The sequence below is a fragment of the Kitasatospora sp. NPDC096077 genome (genome assembly GCF_040303245.1).
Classification (GTDB): Bacteria; Actinomycetota; Actinomycetes; order Streptomycetales; family Streptomycetaceae; genus Kitasatospora.
On the sequence record NZ_JBEOSV010000019.1, the window covers coordinates 73,722 to 96,122 of the forward strand.

The following is a 22,401-nucleotide window of genomic DNA, read 5'->3' on the forward strand; positions in this document are numbered from 1 at the left end:
CGGCTCCGGGTGTGGTCAGCCCCGTGCGGTCAGCCCCGGACGCGGTCGAGTCCGGCTGCCGCCCGGCTGCCCGGGTCCTGCTCGTCCGCCGCGGCGGCCGGGTCGCTGCCGTCGGGCAGCAGGTAGCCGTCCGGGGTGACGCTCAGCGGTCCGCTGTCGATCAGGCCCCGCTGCATCGCGCGGCAGCCCGCCTGGAACCGGCTGCCGGCGTCCAACTCCTGCATGATCTCGGCGATGTGCTTGCGGCAGGTGCGGACGGACATGCCCAGGCAGCGCGCGATGACCTCGTCCTTCAGGCCGTCGGCCATCAGCCGGAGCACGGTGCGCTTGGCGCTGCTCATGCCCCCGGCGGGTTCCCGGGTGATGCGCTGCGGCGCGGCGAGGAACGGGTTGCTCCAGCGCCAGAGCCGCTCGAAGTCGTCGGCCAGGAAGCCGACCAGGGTGGGTTCGCGGATCACCAGGGCGAGGTTGGGGCGGGTGCGGTCGCCGACGAAGGCCACCTGGCGGTCGAAGATGATCATCCGGGTGAAGTCCTCGCCGAAGATCCGGACCTCCGCGCCCTTGCGGGTGACCTCGTGCACATAGTCCCGGGTCGGTCCGCTGAAGACCGCCGTGTGCTGGTAGATGGTGCGCATCCGCAGCCCGCGCTGGAGCATCGCCAGGGCCCGCGGGGTGGCTTCGGCCAGCATCTCCTGCTGGCGGCCGCCGCCCGGCTGGGCCGTCAGGGTCTCCTCCCGGCACTGGGCGCTGGCGGCGTCGAGGGCCGAGCGCACCGATTCGAGGTTGTCCAGGACCTCGATCGTGGTGGCCGGCAACTCCCTTGCGGCGCTGTGCTCCTCGTAGAGCGGCAGGAGTGCGGCGACTTCCTCGCGGACCCGGGCCACGTCCAATTCGCGCATGCGGATTTCGATTTCGACCGGTGCCAGCAGGGTGGCGAGGGCCGTGGACGGATGAGTCGGAACCCAGCCGTCCTGGTGCGGATGGAGCAGGCGCATGGCGAGCAGGCCGGAGAGGGTCGCCTCGGCCTCCGCAGGGTCGGCGCCGGTCAGGACGGCGACCGATTCGACGGTCAGTTCACCGAGCTCAAGCGCGTGTTTGTAGATCGCGATGCTGGTGTCGTCGAGTGAAGGCAGGAGTTCGGGAATTCCGGGCTTCGGCAATATCACCCGGCCAACTCTAGGTGATCCGGGTCGAACCGGCTATCGGTCCTCATCCGTTTCTCACCAGGGGGGATGCAGAGGGGGGACGCGCCTCAGTGTCCGTCGGGCGTGGTGTGCCGTAAAGGTTCCGGGGAATTCTTTACAGGGCGTTCATAATGGCCGGGCGAATAGCGGGAAACATCCGATTTGTCATGTCCTGGACTTTTGTTCTGGGTTATCCGCCTTCCCGAGCTCACCTTGTTGCACTGCAACTTCATGCGCATCGAAGGGTCTCCCGCAGCACCCCCTCGGACCCGCAGGCTTACTCACGTCCCAACCGGCGACCTTCGAAAGCGAGTCCAGGATGCGTTCCACCCTCTACCTCCTGCTGCGTGTCTCCGCGGCGGTCGCGTTCGCGGTCGGCACCATGACCGCCCTGATGCCCGGTGACCCGGGCTGGGGCTGACGGTCCACCGCGGACGCCGGGTCGAACCGACGGACCGCCGGGACGGGCACCGCACCTCCCGCACGATCAGCAATCAAGGCCAGAGGAGAAAGCACGAGATGACCGAGGCGACCCAAGCGCACGTGGTACCCGGACTGCCCGCGGCGGCACGACTGGCACTCGACTTCGACGTCGAGCGACTGGTCGCCGACGTCGCGGAACTGCGCCGGCAGGCCTGGAAGTTGCAGGCCACCTACGGCGCCGACGGCGTGATCGGCGAGGCGCCGATCGACTGGCGGGTCCTCCCGCTGCGCAGCCCCGGCGGCGCCCTCGACCGCACCGACCCGGGCGGCCCGGCGCTGGAGGACTTCGAGCCCACCGAGTGGCTGGCGAAGGCGCCGTACCTGGCGGAGGTGCTCGACACCATCCCCGCCGAGCTGCGCAGCGCCCGCCTGATGGCGCTCGGCCCGGGCGCCCGCTCGGCCGACCACTTCGACAACAAGTACGGCGTCGCGTGGGGCACCGCGCGGGTGCACGTCCCGATCCTGACCCACGCCGAGGCGCGGATGTACATCGCGGACGAGCTCCAGCAGTGGCAGCCGGGCACCTTCTGGTTCGGCGACTTCAGCCGGGTCCACCGGGTGGAGAACACGGGCACCGAGACCCGGGTCCACCTGGTGATCGACACCCTGCCGAGCAAGGAGCTCTTCGAGCTGTTCCCCGCCGAGGTGCGGGACCAGGTCGACGGCGCCGAGATCGTGTTCAGCCGGGGCCGGCAGCCGCTGACGGCGGAGGCCGCCGCGGCCTCCCTGGTGGCCTTCGACCTCCCCGAGTCCTTCGCCAACTGGGAGGAGACCGAGGGCGAGTTCCTCCAGCCGCAGAAGCAGCTGGCGGCCGTCATCGAGCGCGACGGCGAGCACCTGGTGCTCAGCCTGGACGGCCGGCCGGAGTTCCGCCTGGTGCACGTCGGCGACCAGGAGTTCCGCTTCGCCGGCTGGACCGAGGAGCGCACCGTCCAGGTCCTCCCCGGCGACGCGCCGCGCGTGGTCCTGCGCACCCGGGTCGGCAGCCGGGTCCAGCAGCTGGAGCTCGCCGCCCGGCGCGGCTGACCGGTCGCCCTCAGCAGAGCCGACCGGTCACCCTCTTCAGACAGGACCCCATACGCATGACACACACCTCGCCCTTCGCGGACGTCCTCGGCGGACTCGCGCCCGAGGCCTGGGACGCCCTGACCGGGAACCGCCTCTACTCCTCCCACGACTGGTTGCGGTTCTGCGCGACGGACATCGGCGGGACCACCACCACCGGCGGTCTGCACGTACCCGTGGGGGACGGGGGAACGGCGGCGGTGGCGGTCACCGCGGTCGAGCACGAGCCCAACTCCTTCTACCAGTGGCAGTCCCACCTCTCCGCGCTGGGACTGCCCGGCGCGGGGGAGGCCGGCCTGCTGCTCGGGCAGCGCCGCGGCTACCAGACCCACCTGCTCGCGTCGCCGGGTGTCGGGCGCGAGCAGGCGGCCGCCGCCGTGTTCGACGCGGTGGGCAAGCTGCGGCTGGAGCTGGCCGGTTCCGACCTGCTGCCCTCCACCCCGGCCTCGCAGCCGGTGCCCGCCTTCGGCCTCTTCCTGAGCACCGACGACGTGCTGGCGCTGCGTGCGGCCGGAGCCGCCGGCCCGCCGCTGCTGCTGGCCGCCGACGCCTGGATCCCGATCCCGGACGGCGGCTGGACCGAGTGGATGCACGGACTGCCGTCCAAGCGCCGGGTCGACATGGTCCGACGGGACGTCAAGCGCTTCGAGGACGCCGGCTACCGGATCACCCGGTCCACGCTCGGCGAGTGCTACCAGGAGGCGGCCGAGCTGCTGGTCGGCACCCAGGCCCGGTACGGGCACGCCTCGGACCCGGCGGTGCTCGCGGAGTCCTTCCGCCGCCAGGCCGCGGCGATGGGCGATGCCGCCCAGGTGGCGTTCTGCGGCGTCGAGGGGGAGCCCCCGGTGGGGTTCTGCCTCTACTACGCCTGGGGCGACACCCTGTACCTGCGCGCGGCGGGCTTCGACTACGCCCGTCTCAAGGACGCCTGCGAGTACTTCAACACCGTGTACTACGAGCCCATCCGGGCCGCCGCCGAGGCGGGCTGTCGCTGGGTCCACGCCGGCATCGAGGCCGCCGACGCCAAGGCGCTGCGCGGCGCGGAACTGCGGCCGCTGTGGCTGCTCGACCTCGCCGAGGACAGCGCCCTGGCGGGCCACGCGGAGTCCATCCGCACGCACAACGCCGCGGAGCTGCAGAAGCTCGTCGCGTCCTCCGGCGCGGTCGCCAAGGCCGTCGTCGCCGACGCCTTCGCCCCGTACTGCTGACGTACTGCCGAGGCATCCGCCGACGCATCCGCTGGCGCATCCGCTGACCACCGGACCGCCCCTCCTCACCGACCGACCGGCCGGCGCGCACCGCCCGCGCCGCCCGAAGGGACCGTCATGCCTTCCGACCTCAGACGCCGTACCGCGGCACTGGTCGTCACCCCGGACTTCGCCAAGTTCTGGCTGGGTCAGGCGCTCGCCAACCTGGCGGGCAAGAGCATCACCCTGCTCATCCCGCTGGTGGCCGTGGTCGCGCTGAACGCGGGGCCGACCGAGGTCGGTCTGATCAACTCGGCGCAGTTCCTGCCGCTGCTGATCTTCACCCTGTTCGCGGGGGCCTGGTTGAGCGGGCGGGCCCACCGGCCCACGATGATCACCGCCAACGCCGTCAACGCGGTGCTGCTGGCACTCGTGCCACTGGCGATGGCGTTCCACCGGCTGGACATCTACCTGCTGTACGTGGTGGTCTTCTCGATCGGCGCGATCACCTGCTTCGCCGACGTGTGCGCACTCGCCTACGCGCCGGTCCTGGTGGTCGGCGACCGGCTCGTGACGGCGAACAGCAGGCTGGAGACCACCTACGCGCTGGCCACCGTCGCGGCGCCCGGGCTGGGCGGCATCCTGCTCGGCACGCTCGGCGGATCGACCTCGCTGGCCCTCGGTGTTGCGGCCTACCTGCTCGCCGTGGGAGCGTTTCTGACGATCCGTCACCGCGCATTCCCGGCCGCTCCGGCGGCCGGGACGAGCCAGGGGCCGGGCATCTTCCAACTGATCGGCCAGGGGCTGAAGTTCTCCTGGCGGGTGCCGCTGCTGCGTCGGCTCACCCTCCAGGCGGCCTGGTTCAACCTGTTCGAACAGGCCGTCCTCACCCTCTACCTGGTCTACGCGGTGCGGGACCTGGACTTCTCGCCCGGCCTGCTGGGCCTGACGATGACCATCGGCGGCGCCGGCTCCGTCCTCGGTTCGCTGTTCGCCACCCGGCTGGGCACGTCCTTCGGGGCGGCCCGGACGCTGATCATCGGCATGGGACTGGCCTCGGTCGCCCCGCTCGTGATCCCGTTGGTGTCCGGTCCCAAGTCGCTCACCGCCACGGTGTGCACCGCGGCCTTCGTGCTGTACGGTCTCGGCCTCACCGTGTTCAACATCTTCAGCCTGACGGCCCGGCAGCGGACCACGCCGGACGACCTGCTGGCACCGGCCTCCGCCACCAACCGCTTCGTGGCCTTCGGCACCATCGGCATCGGCGCCGCGCTCGGCGGCTGGGCCGGCACCTGGCTCGGCCTCCGGACCGCCCTGGTGCTCGCCACCGTCGGCCTGGTCGCGGGCTGGCTGGTCTTCGCGGTCAGCCTGGTCCGGTCGGGCTCGGACGGTGAGGGCGGCCGGCACGAGGACCCCGCCGCGGTCCCGGACGAGCCCTGGCCCGTCGTCGCCGCCGCGGTCGCGGCCGCCGACGGAGCCTGACCCCGGCGCGGCCGCCGACGGAGCCTGACCCCGGCGCGGCCGACCGCCACCACCGCGAAACCGCCGCCACCAGCGGCGCCCCTCCCCGGGGCGAAACCGATCCGCCCCGGGCGGGCCGACCGTGCCCGCCTCCGGGCCCGGACGCCCCCGAGAGCCGCCCGGACCCCGCCGTACGACCCGGCGGCCCGCCCCGGGCCGGCCGAACCCCCTACCCCAGGAAGTGATGATCCACCGTGCCTTCCGTGCCCCCGTCCCAATCCGATCCGCAGAACCGGCCCGACGCCCTGCTCCTGATGGGTGACCTGGTGGTCCTGGCCCGCCAGGGCCGGCTGATCACCGAGGCCCGCCGCCGCGGCCTGGCCCCGCTCGCCGTGGTCAGCCTGGACACCGACCTGGACCGGCTCGCCGAGCTGCGCGCCGACGCCTCCCACCCGCTGTCCGGCCTCGCCGAGGTCGTCCAGGTCGCCGACGCCCAGGTGGCCACCGTGGCCCCCGCCGTGCAGCCGCTGCTGCGCCGCTACCACGTCCGCGGCGTCATCTCGGTCGGCGAGGTGTTCGTCGAGCCGGTGGGCGTCCTCGCCGACACCCTCGGACTGCCCGGCACCGGTTCCAAGGCCGCGCTGATCTGCCGCAACAAGCTGCTCCAGCGCACCGCCGCCCCCGCCTACGCACCGTCCTGGCAGACGGTCCCGGCCGACGAGCGGGCCGGCTTCACGCTCCCGGCGGAGCGGCTGCCCGCGGTGGTCAAGCCGGCCGGCCGCTTCTACAGCTCCGGCGTGCGCATGGTGCACGACCAGGAGGAGCTGACGGCGGCCCTGGCGGCGCTGGCCCCGCACGAGATCGCCCTCGTGGAGAGCCGCGTGGTCGGCCCCGAGTTCTCGGTGGAGGCCCTGGTCCAGGGCGGCGAGGTGCTCTGGTCCGGCGTCACCGGCAAGGAGAGCAACGAGTCCGGCGGGTCGTTCTTCACCGAGGTGGAGCACACCTCCCCGGCCGAGCTGGACGAGGCCTCCCGCACCGCGCTGGTCGAGGCCAACCGCGAGGTGCTGCGCAGCGTCGGGGTGCGCGACGGCATCACCCACGCCGAGTACCGGCTCACCGAGGACGGCGTGGTGCTGATGGAGGTGGCCGCCCGGCTGCCCGGCGACGCCATCACCTTCCTGTGGGAGCTGGCCACCGGCGAGGGCGTGGAGCCCGCCATGATCGACCTGGCCACCGGGGTCCCGACCAGCCACCCCCAGCCCCGCCGCCGGGCCCGCCAGCACTTCGTCGACCACCCGCACGGGCGGCTGGTGGACGTCACCGCCGAGGACGCCGAGGTCTCCTGGATCGTCCGGGACGACCGCTGGCCCGTCCTCACCCCGCTCGACCCGCAGGCGCCCGCGGCGCTGCGCGGCGTCCTGGTCGGCCGCCGCGTCGGCGACCTGCTCGACGCCCAGGTCGACTCGGGCCACCGCTCCGCCTCGCTGATCGTCGACGTCCCGCTCGACGAGTCCATCGAGGGGGCCACCAAGACCTTCACCGACCAGGTGCGCGTCATCGTCGACCCGCACCCCACCGGCTGACCGATCCCGGCAGCCGGCGACCAACCGCCCGGCACCAGCCGACGCAAGAAACCCCTGGAGAGGAAACATGTCCGCACCCGTTGCACCCGCCATCGCCTGCCTGGTCTGCGACAGCACCGTGGAGATCCAGACCGACTGGGAGGTGGGCGAGATCGTCGCCTGCGACTCCTGCGGTCAGGAGCACGAGGTCGTCGAGAAGTCCGACGCCACCGTCAAGGTCGAGCTCGCCCCCGAGGTCGAGGAGGACTGGGGCGAATGAGTTCGGAGGCAGTCGACGTCCTGCTGTCCCTCACCATGCTCCGCCCGGAGGAGCGGCAACTCCTGGACGCCCTGCGCGCCCAGGGGCTGACCGCCCGCACCGCGCTGGTGCCGGACCTGGCCGGAGTCCTCTCCGGCCGGGTCCCGGCCCCCCGGCTGGCGGTGCTCCGGAACCTCTCGCACCGGGAGGCCATCGGCGCCGCCCGGCGGCTGGAGCAGGCCGGTGTGGTGACCTTCAACACCGCCGCCGCGATCGAGATCTGCAACGACAAGGGCCTCCAGGCCCTGATGCTGGCCCGGCACGGGATCTCCCACCCGCGCTCGCTGCACGCCTTCACCCACGACCAGGTCCGCGAGGCCGTCACGGAGCTCGGCTGGCCCTCGGTGGTCAAGCCGGTGAGCGGCTCCTGGGGCCGCGGCGTGGTCCGGCTCTCCGACGTGGAGTGCCTGGAGAGCTGGGTCGGAGCGCGTGAGTCGGTCGACGCGGCCGGCAAGCTCTTCCCGGTGCTCGTCCAGGAGTACGTGGACAAGCCCGGTCACGACCTGCGGGTCGTGGTCGTCGGCCGGGAGCCGGTGGTCGCCTTCCGGCGGGTCTCGGCGGACTGGCGGACCAACACCCACCTCGGGGCCGAGGTCGAACGGACCGAGATCACCGACGAGATGGCCAAGCTCTGCCTGGCCACCGTCGACCTGCTCGGCGAGGGCTTCTACGGCGTCGACCTGATCGAGGACCGCGCCACCGGCGAGCTCGGCGTCCTGGAGATCAACGCCAACCCCGAGTTCGCCCGCTCGTCGGGCCAGCACGGTGTCGACGTGGCCGGCCGGCTCGCGTCCTACCTCGCCGCCTCGCTGCCCGGCTGACCGGGCCCGTACCCGCCCCGCTGCCCGGCTGACCGGGCCCGTACCCGCCCCACCGAAGAAGAAGGTGCAATGGAACTGTTCGACACGGCGGTCGTGCTGACCCGGGTCATGACCTCGGGGACCGTGATGAGCATCGAGAAGAGTGACCGCGAACTCCCCGGGCTGGAGCGGCTGTTGGCCAAGGCCACCGGCCGGGCCAAGGTGGTCCTGGTGAACAGCCGCACCGCGGCCGTGCACGCCGCGCTGGCCGGTCAGGGCATCGGCCACGGCGACACCGCCGACCTCCCGGGCCTCGACCCGCGGACGGCGGCGTTCGTCTCCTGGCTGGGCGTCACCGTCCGTGCGGAGGAGGGCGCCCGCCCGGCCTTCGACCAGATCTCGCTGGACCAGCAGAACGCCGACCGGCTGCGCGAACTCGCCCGGCCGGTCGGCGTCGAGCCGGCCCCCGTCCTGGTCGTGGACCTCACCGGCCTCGGCTTCGGCCCGGCCGCCGCCGTCCTGACCGACGACCCCAAGGTCTGGGCCCGGGCGGAGCGCCTGAAGATCTTCGGCGCCTACGACCTGCGCACCATGTGGACCCAGGAGGAGGCCGACGCCGACCTCGTCCCCGGCGTCCAGTTCAACTACCGTCTGAGCCCGCTGGTGGCCGCCTGCGTCCGCATGGCCGTCCAGCAGGCCTCCTCGTCGGCCCCGTCAGGAGCGTCCGCGTGATCAGCGATTTCCCCTCGGCCCCCCTGCCACTGCCCACCGCCGAAGAACTCGACGCCCAGCTGGCCGAGTTCGGCGGCGAGGCGATCATCCCCAAGGAGCTGCGCCGGACGATCTTCCCGGTCATCACCAAGGAAGACATCTTCACGATGCTGCTGTCCCAGCGCAGCAGCCCCGAGAAGGTCGTCGACACCTTCGCGGAGGCCTACCGCTCGTACGTCGGGGCCCACCGGGCCCTGCCGACCGCGAGCGGCACCTCCAGCCTGCACATGGCCCTGATCGGCGCCGGCGTCCAGCCGGGCGACGAGGTGATCGTCCCGGCCTTCACCTTCATCGCCACCGCCCAGGCCGTCGTCGCCGCCAAGGCCGTCCCGGTCTTCGTCGACATCGACCCGCTCACCTACTGCATGGACCCGCAGGCCGCCGCGGCCGCGATCACCGAGCGCACCAGGGCGCTCATGCCGGTCCACGTGCACGGCCTGCCCGCCGACGTCCCCGCCCTGCGGGCGCTGGCCGACCGGCACGGCCTGGCCCTGGTCGAGGACGCCTCGCACGCCCACTCCGCCACCCTCGGCGGCAAGGTGGCCGGCTCGCTCGGCGACACCGCCGGACAGAGCCTGATGGCCGACAAGAACTTCCCGCTCGGCGGCGAGGGCGGCATCGCCTTCTTCGCCACCGACGAGGCCCACCAGCGCGCCGTGGACTACCTGGAGCGCCACGCCATCGACTACCGGATGTCCTGGATCGCGGCCGCCTTCGGCAGCAGCCAGCTCCGCCGACTGCCCTACTACGACGCGGTCCGCGCCCGTAACTCCACGCTGCTGGCCGAGTCCCTGGCGCAGACCGGGCTGTTCCGCCCGCCGCACGTCCCCGAGGGCAGCACCCACGCCTACAACATGTACCGGATCACCCTGGTCCCGGAGGCCGTCGGCCTGGAGGACCTGCCGGTGCACGCCGTCAAGGAGGCGGTCCACCAGCTCCTGGTGGCCGAGGGCGTGCCGGCCCGCGAGTGGCAGAACACCCCGATCCCCTGCCACCTGCCGTTCCGGCAGCGCGACGGCTTCGGCGGCGGCTACCCGTTCACGCTGAACCCGCAGGCCGTCCGCGACCACCGCCCGGAGGACTTCCCGAACGTCGTCGCGATGCTGGAGAGCACCCTGGTGCTCTGCCGCGAGCTGCGCTCGCCGGTCGAGTACGAGCGGGCCCTGCGCTACGCGGACGCGTTCACCAAGGTCGCCCGGCGGCCCGACGCCATCCGCAAGCTGGCCACCGAGCGCGAGTACCCGCGCCCGCAGGAGCGGGCGGCCCGCCTTGGCTGAGCAGACCGCCCCCGCGGGGGCGCAGCAGGAGCGTCCGTTCACCGTCGCCGTGCTCGGCGGCACCGGCTACACCGGTGCGGAGCTGATCCGGCTGCTGGCCGAGCACCCGAACGCCGAACTCACCTTCCTCTCCTCGGAGCGCAGCGCCGGCCAGTCGGTGGCCTCCGTCCTGCCCTGGCTGCGCAACCACCCGGCCGCCGGCAAGCTCAAGTACCGCCCGCTGGACGAACTGACCGAGGTCGACGTCGCGTTCGGCTGCCTGCCGGGCGGCCAACTGCCCGGCAAGATGGGCCTGGTGGCCGAGCGCGCCAAGCGGGTGCTGAACCTGGCCGGCGACTTCCGGCTGCGCGACCCCGAGCAGGCCGCGGCCCACTACCCGGCCTCGGCCGCCTGGCCGGAGCCCTTCGCCTACCACGTCCCGGAGTTCGACGACGTCCCGGAGAACCGGTTCGTCAACCTGCCCGGCTGCATGGCCGTCTCCACGATCTACGCCCTGCGCCCGCTGCTCGCCGCGGGCCTGGTCGAGGACGACGTGGTGGTGGACGCCAAGACCGGCTCCAGCGGTTCGGGTCGGACCTCGAACGAGCACCCGGCCGACCGGGCGGGCAACTTCCGGGTCCACAAGCTGTTCGGCCACCGGCACGGGCCGGAGATCGCCCAGGCCCTGGCGGACTACGCGGGCGGCGCCGCACCGCGGCTGCAGTTCTCCACGTACAGCCTGGACACCCCGCGCGGCATCGTGATCACCGCCTACAGCCGGCTGCGCCCCGGCGTCACCGGGCTGGACGTCCGGCGGGCCTACGCCGCCTCGTACGCCCGCACGCCGTTCGTCCGGCTGCGGCAGTCGCCGAAGTCCCCGCAGGACTTCCCGATGCTGAAGTCGGTGGTCGGCTCCAACGTGGCCGAGGTGGCGGTCTCCGTGCGCGACGGCCGCTGCGTCACCGTGGCCGCGCTGGACAACCTGCTCAAGGGCGCCGCCGGCCAGGCCGTGCAGGTCTTCAACCGGCTGCACGGCCTGCCCGAGGCGACCGGCCTCCCGTTCACCGCGGTGGCGCCGTGACCAGGCCGCTGTACGTCCTCAAGCTCGGCAGCAGCACCCTGGAGCACCCGGAGATCTTCGACGAGGTCGCCGAGCTGTCCCGCCGCGGCGCCCGGGTCCTCCTGGTGTCCGGCGGCGCGGCCGGCATCGAGCGCCACTACCGGGCCGCCGAGCGGCCCATCCCGTGGCTCGACCTGCCCAACGGCGACCGGGTCCGGCACATGTCGCCGGACGAGGTCCCGCACGTGATCGCCGCCTACGAGCAGTACACCCTCCCGCTGGTGGAGGCCGGACTGACCGCGCGGGGCCTGCGGGTCTTCACCGGCGTCGCGGCCCGCACCGGCCTGGTGTCCGGCCGCGCCAACCGCCCGCTCAAGGTGGTCTCCGACGGCCGGACCCGGATCGTCCGCGACCACCGGGCCGGCGTGGTCACGGAGGTCGACGCCGAGCGCCTGACCACCCTGCTCGACGCCTTCGACGTGGTCTGCGTCAGCCCGCCCGTCCTCGCCGTGGACGGGGGAGCCGCGATCAACGTGGACGCCGACGTGCTGGCCGCCGAGGTGTCCAACGCCGTGGCCGCCGACCACCTGCGGCTGGTCACCGGGTCCGCCGGGCTGCTCACCGACCCGGCCGACCCCGGCTCCACGCTGCGGCACGCCCACGAGGGCGAGGCTGCGGGGTACGCCGCCGGGCGGATGCGCCAGAAGGTCCGGGCCGCGGAGCTGGCCCTGGCCGGCGCCGCCGACGTCGCGATCACCGGGCCGCACACCCTGGCCCGGCCGGACGGCTGGACCCGGTTCTGGCGCACCCGGGAACCGGCCGCCGACCTCGAACTGCTCAGCCGCGCGGTGCAGATCCCCTCGGTCTCCGAGGACGAGCGCGAGCTCGCCGCCCACCTGGTGCAGTGGTGCACCGAACGGGGCATCGACGCCCGGATCGACGAGGCCGGGAACCTGGTCGCGGTCCGCGGCGACGGCCCCCGCCGGCTGCTGCTGCTCGGCCACCTCGACACCGTGCCGTTCCACTGGCCGGCCCACTGGGACGGCGAGACCCTGCACGGCCGGGGCAGCGTCGACGCCAAGGCCTCGTTGGTCGCCTTCCTGGAGGTGCTGGCCGAGGCCGACGTCCCGGCGGACGGGCAGCTGCGGGTGGTCGGCGCCGTCGAGGAGGAGATCTCCTCCTCCAAGGGCGCCTTCCACGTCCGCGACCACTACCCGGCGGACGGCGTGGTGGTCGGTGAGCCCAGCGGCGCCGGCGCCCTCACCATCGGCTACTTCGGCCTGTTCAAGCTGCGGGTCACCGCGACGGTGAGCAGCGGGCACTCGGCCGGGTACGACGCCCTGTCGGCCCCCGACGCCCTGCTGCGCGCCCTGGAGCGGATCCGGACCGCGGTGCTGAAGGAGGCGCCGGCCGCGCTGGACGCGGTGATCGGCATCGAGAACGGCGCCGACCGGGGCGTCCAGCACGCGACCGGCGTGCTGAACTTCCGGGTGCCGCCGGAGGCCGACCTCGCCGCGCTCCGGGCCGCCGCCCGGGAACAGGCCGGCGACGGCGTGGAGGTGACCGAGCTGCGGGCCACGCCCGGTGTCAGCGGCGGCCGCACCAGCCCGCTGGCCAAGGCCTTCGGTCGGGCCTTCGCCAAGGCCGGCGTCCGTCCCAGGTTCCTGGTGAAGAAGGGCACCTCGGACATGAACACCCTGGCCACCACCTGGCAGGGCGTGCCGATGGTCGCCTACGGCGCCGGCGACGCCGCGCTGGACCACACCGACCGTGAGCACGTGACGGCCGAGGAGTACCGGGCGGCCCGCGGCGTGCTGGCGGGCGCGGTGGCCGGGTGGTTCGCGGCCCGGCCGGCCGGAACGGATCCGATCGAACAGGGGGAGCGGTCATGAGTGTCCTGCTGGACGGCGCGGCGCCGGCCGCCGGTACCGACGAGGTGCTGGACCGGCTCGCCGAACGCGCCCGCGAGGCACGCCGGTTGATCATCGACATGGCCGCCGGTCCGCGCGGCTGCCACCTCGGCGGCAGCCTCTCGGTGACGGACGTCCTGATCGCCGCCCTGCACCGGGCCGGGCAGGACGAGGGCACCCGGGTGGTGCTCAGCAAGGGGCACGCGGCCGCCGCGCTCTACGCGGCGCTGCACGTCAGCGGTGTCCTGCCGGAGAACCCGGCGCCGCTGTACGCCGACCCCGGGCACCACTTCACCGGCCACCCCAACCACGCCGTCCCCGGGGTGCTCTTCCCGACCGGCAGCCTGGGCCACGGCCTGCCCTACGCGGCGGGCTGGGCACTGGCCCGGCGGCTGTCCGGCGGGTCCGGGCTCGGGGTGGCCGTGGTCGGCGACGGCGAGCTCCAGGAGGGGCTGATCTGGGAGACCTGCCAGGTCGCGGCCGCCCAGCGGCTCGGCAACCTGGTCCTGGTGGTGGACCGCAACGGCGGCCAGAACGACGGGCTGGTCGAGGACATCTCGCCGCTGCCCGACCTGGCGGAGCGGTTCGCGGCCTTCGGCTTCGACACCCTGGAGGTGGACGGCCACGACCTGGCGCAGCTGCACGCGGTGTTCACCGCCGACCGCCCCGCGGACGGGCGCCCGCTCGCGGTGATCGCCGCGACCGTCAAGGGCAAGGGCGTCCCCGCGGTCGAGGGCAAGGCCGGGTCCCACTATGTGACCATCGATGCCGCCCGGGCGGCCAAGTGGAAGCGGTTCGTGAAATGACTGCCACTCAGGTGCTCCCCGTCCGGGCGGAGGCGCAGGCCGGGCCCGCCGACGAGCCCGCGGTGCTCTCCGGCCGGGACGCCTACCGGGCCGAACTGACCCTGCTGGCCCGGACGGACCCGCGGATCCTGTGCCTGGAGGCCGACCTCGGCGGGCGCCGCCACCCCTTCGCCGAGGAGCACCCCGACCGGTTCTTCAACCTGGGGATCGCCGAGGGCGCGATGATCGACATGGCCGCCGGCCTGGCGATGGCGGGCTTCCGGCCCTTCGTCAGCACCTTCGCGCCGTTCGCGGCCCTGCGGGCGGCGGAGAGCCTCAAGCTCGGGCTCGGCTACCTCGGCGCCGGCGTCAGCGTGGTGGCCCCGTACGCGGGCGTCTCCGGCGGCTGGTTCGGCACCACCCACCACTGCCTGGAGGACCTGGCCGTCCTGTCGAGCGTCCCGGGCGTGGTGATCGCGGCCCCCTACGGGGAGGCCGAGATGCGGGCCGTCATCCGCTCCGCCGCGGCCACCGGCCGTCCGCACTACATCCGCACCGGCCGCAACGCCAACCCGGTCGGACTGCACCCCGCCGGGCAGGAGGTGCCGACGGTCCGCTGGGACGGCCCGGCCGGCGGGACCGGTGCGGACGTCTGCCTGGTCTCGGTCGGCGAGGTCGGCACCGACCTGTCCGTCCGGGCCCGGCGGCAGCGGCCCGAACTGGCCCACGCCCACCTCTGCTACCTCGACCAGCAGCACCTGGCCGAGGCGGCCGGCGAACTGGCCCGGCAGTACTCCCGGTTCGTGGTCGTCGAGGAGCACCGCCCGGCCGGCGGCGTCGCCTCGGCGCTCGCCCTGCTGCTGCCGCAGTGCTCGGTGCGCGGCGTCAACGCGGGCCAGGACTGGCCGTCCCACGGCGGCGACCACGAGCACGTGCTCGCCGAACTGGGCCTCGACACGGCCGCCGTGCTGTCCGCGGCCGACGCCGCGGCGCGGGACTGAGCCGCGGCCCGAGGCCACGGTCCGACACCACGGCCCGACACCACGGCCCGGGACCGAGCCGCGTCCCGACGCCACCGGCCGGGGCACCCGCCGAGGAGGGCGCACCGGGATCCGCCGGCCGCCCTCCCGGCCGGCCGGCCCCGGAGCTCCTTCCCCACCCCGTTCACCCCATCTCACCGTCGGCAGCACGCCGACCAGAACGAAGGACCGATCGACCGTGACCAACCAGGGTGACTCCCCGGAACTGCGCGGACCGGCGTTGGACGCCGAGCGCACCTCCCTCCCGGTGGGCCAGCGCCTCGTGATCGACCACCAGGGCGCCGCGACCGCACCCGCCTCCGAGGTGCCCGGCGCCCGGCGCGGCGGGTCCGTCACCCTGCTCGCGGACGCCCCGCCCGAGCACATGGACCCGGCGCAGACCTACATCGGCACCACCCTCGCCGTGGCGACGGCGTTCTTCCACCGCGCCCTGACCGGCTACGTGGAGGACCCGGACAACGGTGTGCTCACCCTGGTCGGCGACCTGGCGACCGACGCGGGCCGCACCCTCGACGGCGGTCTGACCTGGACCTACACCCTGCGCGACGGCCTGGCCTTCGAGGACGGCACCCCGATCAGCTCGGCCGACGTCGCCCACGCGGTCGCCCGCTCCTTCTCCGAACTCGGCGACTACGGGCCGCAGTTCATCCAGCGCGCACTCGACCCCGAGCGCACCTACCGGGGCCCGGGCCAGGACGGCCGGCCCGCCCCCGGGGTGACCACCCCCGACGCCCGCACCATCGTCTTCCGGCTCAGCGAGCCGTACCCCGACTTCCCGTTCTTCGCGGCGACCACCACCACCACGCCGGTGCCCGCCGACCGGGCCCCCGGCGCGGAGTACGAGACGACCTGGCTGTCCACCGGCCCCTACCGGCGCAAGGAGGAGCAGCCCGGCGAGTACATCCTGCTGGAGCGCAACCCGCACTGGTCGCCCGCGAGCGACCCGATCCGCCGGCAGTACGTCGACGAGGTCCGCTGGGAGTTCGGCGTCGACCGCACCGCCCAGACCGAGCGCCTGGCCGAGCCCACCGAGGCCGACGCCACCTCGATCGCGACCACCGACGTGGCCCCGGCGGACATCCTCGCCATCCAGGTCGACCCGCGGAAGCTGGAGCGGGTGCTCGACGGCCCGACCGCCTACGCGATGTACGTCTACATCAACACCCAGCGGGTCCCCGACCCCGACGTGCGCCGGGCGCTGATCTACGCCTTCGACCGGGACTCCTACGTCGAGGCGGCCGGCGGCCCGGCCGCGGCCGAGCCCGCGACCACCATCCTGGCCCCGCTGCTGCCCGGCTACCGCCCGTACGACGCCTACCCGACCGGCCCGAACGGCGACCCGGAGAAGGCCAAGCAGCTGCTGGCCGGCAAGGAGGTGCCGAAGCTGCGGTACGCCTTCCAGGACATCGCCCCGCTGCGCAAGCTCGCGCCGGTGGTCAAGACCGGGCTGGAGCGGGCCGGCTTCGAGATCGAACTCGTCCCGGTCGACCGGGCCGCCTACTACAGCACGGTCGGCCGCCGGGACACCGATGTCGACCTGATCTGGGGCGTGTGGGGCCCGGACTTCCCGGACCCGGCCGGCGTGATGGACGTGCTCTTCCGCGGCGACCGGCTCGCCGAGACGGGCAACATGAACCTCTCCTACTTCGACGACCCGGAGATCAGCCGGCGCCTCGCCGCACTGGGCAAGGAGACCGACCGGTCCGCCGCGGCCCAGGGCTACGCCGAGCTGGACCGAGAGATCATGACCGAGCACGCGCCGCTGATCCCGGTCTTCTACAAGCGCCAGTTCTCCCTGGTCGGCCCGCAGGTCGGCGGCCTGTTCATCAGCTCGCTGTACTCCTTCCCCAACCTGACCCGGGTGCACGTCAAGTCCTGACGCGCCCGATCACTGACGCATCGTCAGATTCCACTCCGGGGCCCGCGGGGCGGTCCGCCGCCCGCGGCCCCGGGGTTGCCCGTCGTTCGTGAACTGAGGAGGATGACCAGGTGCTGACACGGCTGTTGACCTGGATCCCGACATCCGCTGCGCCCCGGCTGAAGGCCGGCCTGAGCGGGATGCCGAGAGCCTTCTGGGCCCTGTGGGTCGGCACCCTGGTCAACCGCATCGGCACCATGGTGCAGCCCTTCTTCGCGCTGTACCTGACGAGCGGCCGCGGCTTCTCCACCGCCGTGGCCGGCACCCTGCTGACCGTCTTCGCGGTCGGCATGCTGTTCTCCCAGCTCATCGCGGGCTGGCTGGCCGACCGCTTCGGCCGGCGCGCGACCCTGCTCGGCGGGATGCTCACCAGCGCGGCCCTGATGGTCACGATCGCCCTCAGCAGCAGCCTGTACGCCTTCGCCGTCGAACTGTTCCTGCTCGGCCTGGCGATCGACGTCTACCGCCCCGCCTCCACCGCACTGGTCGCCGACCTCATCCCGGAACGGGACCGCACCCGCGCGTACGGCCTGCTGTTCTGGGCGGTCAACCTCGGCTACACGGCCGGCGTGCTGATCGGCGGGGCGCTGGTCGCCCTTGGCTTCAGCACGCTGTTCTGGGTCAACTCGGCCACCTGCGCCGCCTTCGGGCTGCTGGTCTGGTTCGCCGTCGACGACCGCGCCGCCCCGCCCGCCCCGGCCCCGACCGGGCCGGACGGCTCCACCGCCGGCTCCGGCTTCGGCGCGGTGCTGCGCGACCGGGTGATGTGCGCCTTCATCCTGATCACCGGCGGCTACGCCTTCGTCTACATGCAGACCATGTCCACTCTCCCGCTGGCGATGCGGGCCGACGGCCTGTCACCCGCCGCCTTCGGTACGGCGATGGCGGTCAACGGCGTGGTGATCAGCGTCGTCCAGCCGCTGGCCGTCGGACGGTTGAGCCGGGCCAACCCCAACCGGGTGCTGACCGTCGGCATGGTGCTGGTCGGCCTGGGCTTCGGCCTCAACGCCCTGGCCTCCTCGGTCTTCGGCTACAGCCTCACCACCGTGCTCTGGTCGCTCGGCGAGATCGCCTTCACCGGCGCCAGCGCGGCCACCGCCGTCGCCCTCGCACCGCCCCACCTGCGCGGCCGCTACAGCGGCGCCTACGGCTTCGCCTGGTCCCTCGGCGGCCTGCCCGCCCCGGTCGTCGGCGCCTGGCTGCTCGACCACGGCTCCGCCGCGCTCTGGCTCACCTGCGCCGCCATCGGCCTGCTCGCCGCCGTCGCCCAACTCCTCCTCGGCCCGGCCGTCGCCCGCCGCATCACCACCGCCGACCCGGCCCCGACCACCACCCCGACTCCGGCCGCGGTGGACTGACCCCGTCCGCCGGAAACCCGGACGATGAAGCGGGAACGGCGCTGTGCGGAGCGAGGGCTCCGCACAGCGCCGTTCCCTGTTGCGCTCGTGGGTCAGTCGTTGCCGATGTCGAACACGGCCGTCACCGGTGCGTGGTCGGACCAGCGCTCGGCGTGGGTCTCGGCCCGCTCGACGTAGGCCTCGACCGCCTTGGCGGCCAGGCCGGGGGTCGCGACCTGGAGATCGATCCTCCACCCGGAGTCGTTGTCGAAGGCGCGGCCGCGGTAGGACCACCAGGAGTATGGGCCGGTGCGGTCGGGGTGGAGGGCGCGGACGACGTCGACGTAGCCGGCCTCGTCGTAGACGCGGGAGAGCCAGGCGCGTTCCTCGGGGAGGAAGCCGGCGGACTTCTGGTTGGCCTTCCAGTTCTTGAGGTCCTCGGGCCGGTGGGCGATGTTCCAGTCGCCGCAGACCACGACCTCGCGGCCGCCGGCGGCGGCGCGGGCCCGCAGGGCGGTGAGGTGGACCAGGAACTCCGCCATGAAGCGTTCCTTCTCCTCCTGGCGCTCGGTGCCGACCTCGCCGGAGGGGAGGTAGAGGCTGGCGACGGTCAGCCCCGGCAGGTCGATCTCGACGTACCTGCCGGTGTCGTCGAACTCCTCCGAGCCGAAGCCGATGACGCTGCGCTGCGGCTCCCGGCGGGAGAGGATCGCGACGCCGGCCCGGCCCTTGGCGACCGACGGGGCCCAGAGCGCGTGCCAGCCGTCCAGGTCGCGCAGCTCGACGGGCAGTTGCCCGGGCTCCGAGCGCACCTCCTGGAGGCAGATCACGTCAGCCTCGGTGCCGGCCAGCCATTCGACGAAGCCCTTCCTGGCCGCCGCCCGGATTCCGTTCACGTTCACACTCGTCACCACGATCACCCGGGCAGCCTACCCACTGGCCCGGCCCGCCCCGAAGTCCGGCGCGCGGTGCCGGGCTGTCGTGAGCTGCTCCGGGAGGCCCGGGAAGAGCTGTCGTGAACGTGGCATTAATGTTCGCGACGGCCCCGTCAAGCCGTGCCATTGGTCTTGACCATCTCCGGACGGAGCACCTAGGGTCACTTACTGCAAGGACCTTTAATAAAGAAGGACGGATAAAGGCCCGCTCTCCCACCTGCCGCAACAGCGGGCAGCGGGCCGGGGATCCGCCCTCCTTGTCGTAGGGCGGACAACAGCAGGGTGGAGGACACGGTGGGGACGACAGGACAGCTCTCGGCGGTGCCGGAGCCGAAGTACTGGCACCTGCGCACGGTGTTGCTGCGGGCCATCGACACGGAGTTCTCCACCGGCCAGGTCCTGCCGAACGAGCGCGAGCTCTCCGCCCGCTTCGGGGTCGCCCGGGCCACGCTGCGGCAGGCCCTGGACCAGCTGGAGCTGGAGGGCCGACTGGTCCGCCGCCGGGGCATCGGCACCCTGATCGCCGCGCCGCGGGTCGGCGTCCCGGTCAACCGGCAGGAGGAGGGCTGGCCCGGCGTCGGCCGCAGCCAGGCCTGGCGCACGGTGGACTGCACCTCCGCCCCCGCCTCCGCGCAGCTGGCCAAGGGCCTCGGCATCACCGAGGGCGCCACCGTGCACACCGTCCGCCGGGTCCGCCTGGTCGAGGGCCGGGTGATGGCCTCGGAGTCCCTGCACGTCCCGGCCGCCGCCCTGCCGCACCTGCCCGGCTTCCGCGCCGAGAGCGACCGCGCCCGTTCGGTGCTGCGCCAGCTGGAGCGCCTGGACGTCGACGGCGAGTCCCGCTCCGTCGAGCTCGGCGTCGCCGAGGCCGACGAGGCCGTGCTGCTGGAGCGCCCCCCGGGCACCCCGGTGCTGGTCATGACCACCCAGTACGCCGCCGCCGGCCGCCTGGTGGCGCTCGCCGTCGCCACCTACCGGGCGGACACCTGCAAGCTGACCTTCGGCGGGACCGGCCTGGTCGAGGTCACCCCGGTCGGTGCGACCCCCGAGGTCCGCACCGCCTCCTGAACCACTTCCCGACACCCTCAGACATCGGCCCGGACGCCCAACTGGCGTCCGGGCCGGTGTCGTTGACCGCCACCCCGATGGCTGGTTACCGTGCGGGAGACGGACTCAGGAGGGGGTGGCCGGTGAACCCGGTGCTGGAGTGGTGGGCAAGGGGCGAGGTGCTGGCGTTCGACTGCCTGTTCCGGGCGGACGGCACGGCCCGGGAGGCGGAGTTCGACGGGCCGGAACATCTCCGGCTGGAGCTGGGCGACCCGGTGGATGTGGCGGAGCTGGCAGCCGAGCCACCGTCGGGAGAGCCTGATCTCGACCTCAACAGCGAGACCGAACTGCCGGATGGCCGAGGCTACTTGCAGTGCGGCGACGGCGGCCTGGGGCACCTCGGCTTCATCGCCCGACTCGGCCCGGACCGTGAGCTGGTGTGGCTGCTGACCACCTCGACCGGCAACCCGTTCCTGCGGGCCACCGTGGAATGGCCGTCGGCGCACTTCGTCAACGACTGGGGTAGCACCCTCACCCTCGACCTGACCGACCCCGAGTACGCCGCCCCGTAGCCCTCACACCCGGGGCGGGTCGACGGCGAAGAGCTGGTCCTCGACGTGGTCCAGGGCGACCCGCAGGGCGCCCATCGAGACGACCTCCGAGCCCAGCGCCGTGAGGGCCACCTCCGGTGCCCGCAGGGTGAATTGGGCGAGGCGTTCGCGCAGCGGCTCCAGGACGCCGTCCAGGCCGGCGGCCCAGCCGCCGATCACCACCAGCTGGGGGTCGATGGCCAGGACCAGGGCGGCGACGCCCTGGACGAGGCGGGTGAGGAAGCGGTCCATGGCGACCTTGGCGACCTCGTCGCCCTCCCGGGCCAGTCGCAGGACGCGGGCGACGGCGGCTTCGTCCAGGGGGTTGAGCGGCTTGCCGGTGGTGGAGAGCAGCCGCTCCGGGGTGACCTCCTGGCCGAGCAGGTGCAGGGCGCCGATCTCGCCGGCCGCGCCGCCGTAGCCGCGGTGCAGCCGGCCGTTGATGAGCGAGCCGGCGCCGGGGCTGAGGCCGGCCATCACGAAGACCACGTCGTCGGCGCCGACCGCGGAACCCTGCCAGTGTTCGGCGATGGCGGCGAGGTTGGCGTCGTTCTCGATCAGGACCGGGCAGCGGAAGGAGCGGCGCAGCCGGGCGCCGAGGTCGAGGCCGGTCCAGCCGGGCATCGCGGTGCCGAGCCGGACGGTGCCCTCGCGGTCGACGATGCCGGGGGTGCCGATGCCGACGGCCCACAGGTTGTCCCGGGAGATGCCGGCCTTGCGCAGCACCTCGGCGACGGCGGTGCGGACGGCGGAGAGCCGGTCCTCGGCCTCCAGGGTCTCGTCGACGGGCTTGAAGTGACTGCCCACCACCTCGCCGGTGAGGTCGGCGAGGATGACCCGGATGTCGTGCACGCCGATCTCGATGCCGAGGATGTGTCCGGCCTCGGCCCGGAAGCGGAACCAGCGGGCCGGGCGGCCGCGGCGGCCGGTGCCCGGCTGGCCGTCCTCCCGGGGCTGTTCGACCTCGGCCACGAGCCCGGTCTCGACCAGGCCCTCGATCACGCCCTCGACGGTCGGCCGGGAGAGCCCGGTCTCGCCGACGAGCTGAGTGAGGGTCACCGAGTGGCCGGTCCGCAGCGCCCGAAGCGTGACCGCCGCGTTGATCCGCCGCAGCAGCGAGGAGTCTCCTCCGGTGAGCCGATCCGCCAAAGCGATGCCCTTCGCCGTTCGCGCGACTGCACTGGCGCGCGGTGTCGAGTGCGCGGGGCCCACCGAGTGGCCCGCGGGGGTCCGCCCCCGGAGACACGGCACGGGCGGCGCGCCGCCGCCCGTACGAGGGCCCGGAGGACTGTCCGGAGCCTACCCGGGGACCGCCCCGCGCGGCGAGGATTCCCGCAGCTCACCCGGGCTTCGGTATCGAAATGGTACGGATCGGGTGGTGGTACGTGACCCGGCTTCACCGGTCGGCCACGGACGGCCCCCGCTCCGGGCGCCGGCCCCGGAGGGACCAGCGCGAGCGCACCGACAGCAGCGAGCCGACGCTGAGCCAGGAGCACGCCGAGAAGGCGCTGACCACCGAGCCGGCCGAGCCGATGGACAGCACGCTGCCGACCGATCCGATCGACAGCACGGATCCGATCGAGCCGATGGACAGCAGGGAGCCGATGGACCCGAGGGAGGCGACGGAACCGAGCGAGGCCCGGGAGCGGATCGAGCGCGAGGAGGCGGGAGCGGCCATGCGCCCGATGGTA

General features: G+C 73.5%; 20 protein-coding genes. 16 read left to right on the forward strand and 4 right to left on the reverse strand.

Annotated features, from left to right (window positions below):
* Positions 1-29: 29 nt before the first annotated feature.
* On the reverse strand, positions 30-1,166 hold the full coding sequence (locus ABTZ03_RS18575) for a helix-turn-helix transcriptional regulator (protein ID WP_350514060.1): 1,137 nt from the start codon (positions 1,164-1,166) through the stop codon (positions 30-32).
* Between the two features lie 537 nt (positions 1,167-1,703).
* On the opposite strand from ABTZ03_RS18575, the gene ABTZ03_RS18580 reads away from it, so the two are divergent.
* The 14 genes from ABTZ03_RS18580 (at position 1,704) to ABTZ03_RS18645 (ending at position 18,159) form a co-directional block, all read left to right on the forward strand.
* The gene (locus tag ABTZ03_RS18580) at positions 1,704-2,693 is read left to right on the forward strand and encodes an aspartyl/asparaginyl beta-hydroxylase domain-containing protein (RefSeq protein ID WP_350514061.1); all 990 of its coding nucleotides are present in this window, start codon (positions 1,704-1,706) and stop codon (positions 2,691-2,693) included.
* 56 nt (positions 2,694-2,749) lie between these two features.
* The gene (locus ABTZ03_RS18585; RefSeq protein WP_350514062.1) at positions 2,750-3,940 is read left to right on the forward strand and encodes a GNAT family N-acetyltransferase; all 1,191 of its coding nucleotides are present in this window, start codon (positions 2,750-2,752) and stop codon (positions 3,938-3,940) included.
* 117 nt (positions 3,941-4,057) lie between these two features.
* Positions 4,058-5,401: an MFS transporter gene (locus tag ABTZ03_RS18590; RefSeq protein WP_350514063.1), complete on the forward strand. Its 1,344-nt coding sequence runs from the start codon at positions 4,058-4,060 to the stop codon at positions 5,399-5,401.
* Positions 5,402-5,643: 242 nt separating this feature from the next.
* Positions 5,644-6,963: an ATP-grasp domain-containing protein gene (locus ABTZ03_RS18595; protein WP_350514064.1), complete on the forward strand. Its 1,320-nt coding sequence runs from the start codon at positions 5,644-5,646 to the stop codon at positions 6,961-6,963.
* Between the two features lie 67 nt (positions 6,964-7,030).
* Entirely contained in the window at positions 7,031-7,222 is a 192-nt protein-coding gene (locus ABTZ03_RS18600) for a lysine biosynthesis protein LysW (RefSeq protein ID WP_350514065.1), read from the forward strand.
* The gene (locus ABTZ03_RS18605) at positions 7,219-8,082 is read left to right on the forward strand and encodes a RimK family alpha-L-glutamate ligase (protein WP_350514066.1); all 864 of its coding nucleotides are present in this window, start codon (positions 7,219-7,221) and stop codon (positions 8,080-8,082) included. The genes ABTZ03_RS18600 and ABTZ03_RS18605 overlap by 4 nt, the downstream gene beginning before the upstream one ends.
* 69 nt (positions 8,083-8,151) lie before the next feature.
* Complete coding sequence (locus tag ABTZ03_RS18610) at positions 8,152-8,793, forward strand: PLP-dependent aminotransferase family protein (protein ID WP_350514067.1); 642 nt, start codon at positions 8,152-8,154, stop codon at positions 8,791-8,793.
* The gene (locus ABTZ03_RS18615; RefSeq protein WP_350514068.1) at positions 8,790-10,109 is read left to right on the forward strand and encodes an aminotransferase class I/II-fold pyridoxal phosphate-dependent enzyme; all 1,320 of its coding nucleotides are present in this window, start codon (positions 8,790-8,792) and stop codon (positions 10,107-10,109) included. Before ABTZ03_RS18610 ends, ABTZ03_RS18615 begins: the two co-directional genes overlap by 4 nt.
* Positions 10,102-11,169: an N-acetyl-gamma-glutamyl-phosphate reductase gene (gene argC / locus ABTZ03_RS18620; protein ID WP_350514069.1), complete on the forward strand. Its 1,068-nt coding sequence runs from the start codon at positions 10,102-10,104 to the stop codon at positions 11,167-11,169. Before ABTZ03_RS18615 ends, argC begins: the two co-directional genes overlap by 8 nt.
* The gene (locus ABTZ03_RS18625; protein WP_350514070.1) at positions 11,166-13,040 is read left to right on the forward strand and encodes a M20/M25/M40 family metallo-hydrolase; all 1,875 of its coding nucleotides are present in this window, start codon (positions 11,166-11,168) and stop codon (positions 13,038-13,040) included. Before argC ends, ABTZ03_RS18625 begins: the two co-directional genes overlap by 4 nt.
* A complete protein-coding gene (locus ABTZ03_RS18630; RefSeq protein ID WP_350514071.1) occupies positions 13,037-13,864 on the forward strand; it encodes a thiamine pyrophosphate-binding protein in 828 nt (275 codons plus the stop codon). The genes ABTZ03_RS18625 and ABTZ03_RS18630 overlap by 4 nt, the downstream gene beginning before the upstream one ends.
* Positions 13,861-14,844 (forward strand): transketolase family protein, encoded by a 984-nt coding sequence (locus tag ABTZ03_RS18635; RefSeq protein WP_350514072.1) that lies wholly within the window; start codon positions 13,861-13,863, stop codon positions 14,842-14,844. Before ABTZ03_RS18630 ends, ABTZ03_RS18635 begins: the two co-directional genes overlap by 4 nt.
* A gap of 217 nt (positions 14,845-15,061) precedes the next feature.
* Complete coding sequence (locus tag ABTZ03_RS18640; RefSeq protein WP_350514073.1) at positions 15,062-16,762, forward strand: ABC transporter substrate-binding protein; 1,701 nt, start codon at positions 15,062-15,064, stop codon at positions 16,760-16,762.
* A gap of 110 nt (positions 16,763-16,872) precedes the next feature.
* Positions 16,873-18,159, forward strand: coding sequence for an MDR family MFS transporter (locus ABTZ03_RS18645; protein ID WP_350514074.1), 1,287 nt, complete (start codon positions 16,873-16,875; stop codon positions 18,157-18,159).
* Between the two features lie 92 nt (positions 18,160-18,251).
* Here ABTZ03_RS18645 and ABTZ03_RS18650 read toward each other — a convergent pair whose 3' ends face one another.
* A complete protein-coding gene (locus ABTZ03_RS18650) occupies positions 18,252-19,058 on the reverse strand; it encodes an exodeoxyribonuclease III (protein WP_350514075.1) in 807 nt (268 codons plus the stop codon).
* A 309-nt stretch (positions 19,059-19,367) separates the two neighbouring features.
* Here ABTZ03_RS18650 and ABTZ03_RS18655 point away from each other — a divergent pair, with 309 nt between their 5' ends.
* Both ABTZ03_RS18655 and ABTZ03_RS18660 read left to right on the forward strand, forming a co-directional pair.
* Entirely contained in the window at positions 19,368-20,141 is a 774-nt protein-coding gene (locus tag ABTZ03_RS18655; RefSeq protein WP_350514076.1) for a GntR family transcriptional regulator, read from the forward strand.
* A gap of 122 nt (positions 20,142-20,263) precedes the next feature.
* The gene (locus ABTZ03_RS18660) at positions 20,264-20,692 is read left to right on the forward strand and encodes a hypothetical protein (protein WP_350514077.1); all 429 of its coding nucleotides are present in this window, start codon (positions 20,264-20,266) and stop codon (positions 20,690-20,692) included.
* A 3-nt stretch (positions 20,693-20,695) separates the two neighbouring features.
* Here the strand turns inward: ABTZ03_RS18660 and ABTZ03_RS18665 are convergent, their stop codons facing one another.
* Together ABTZ03_RS18665 and ABTZ03_RS18670 are read right to left on the reverse strand one after the other, a co-directional pair.
* Entirely contained in the window at positions 20,696-21,859 is a 1,164-nt protein-coding gene (locus ABTZ03_RS18665; protein WP_350514078.1) for an ROK family transcriptional regulator, read from the reverse strand.
* 247 nt (positions 21,860-22,106) lie between these two features.
* A complete protein-coding gene (locus ABTZ03_RS18670) occupies positions 22,107-22,388 on the reverse strand; it encodes a hypothetical protein (RefSeq protein ID WP_350514079.1) in 282 nt (93 codons plus the stop codon).
* Positions 22,389-22,401: the final 13 nt, after the last annotated feature.

Excerpts from the sequence above, each read along its gene's own strand:
- ABTZ03_RS18610 (WP_350514067.1), top strand. The coding sequence starts at position 8,152 with ATGGAACTGTTCGACACGGCGGTCGTGCTGACCCGGGTCATGACCTCG.
- ABTZ03_RS18580 (WP_350514061.1), top strand. The coding sequence starts at position 1,704 with ATGACCGAGGCGACCCAAGCGCACGTGGTACCCGGACTGCCCGCGGCG.
- ABTZ03_RS18600 (WP_350514065.1), top strand. The coding sequence starts at position 7,031 with ATGTCCGCACCCGTTGCACCCGCCATCGCCTGCCTGGTCTGCGACAGC.
- ABTZ03_RS18585 (WP_350514062.1), top strand. The coding sequence starts at position 2,750 with ATGACACACACCTCGCCCTTCGCGGACGTCCTCGGCGGACTCGCGCCC.
- ABTZ03_RS18605 (WP_350514066.1), top strand. The coding sequence starts at position 7,219 with ATGAGTTCGGAGGCAGTCGACGTCCTGCTGTCCCTCACCATGCTCCGC.
- ABTZ03_RS18635 (WP_350514072.1), top strand. The coding sequence starts at position 13,861 with ATGACTGCCACTCAGGTGCTCCCCGTCCGGGCGGAGGCGCAGGCCGGG.
- ABTZ03_RS18590 (WP_350514063.1), top strand. The coding sequence starts at position 4,058 with ATGCCTTCCGACCTCAGACGCCGTACCGCGGCACTGGTCGTCACCCCG.
- ABTZ03_RS18670 (WP_350514079.1), bottom strand. The coding sequence starts at position 22,388 with ATGGCCGCTCCCGCCTCCTCGCGCTCGATCCGCTCCCGGGCCTCGCTC.
- ABTZ03_RS18630 (WP_350514071.1), top strand. The coding sequence starts at position 13,037 with ATGAGTGTCCTGCTGGACGGCGCGGCGCCGGCCGCCGGTACCGACGAG.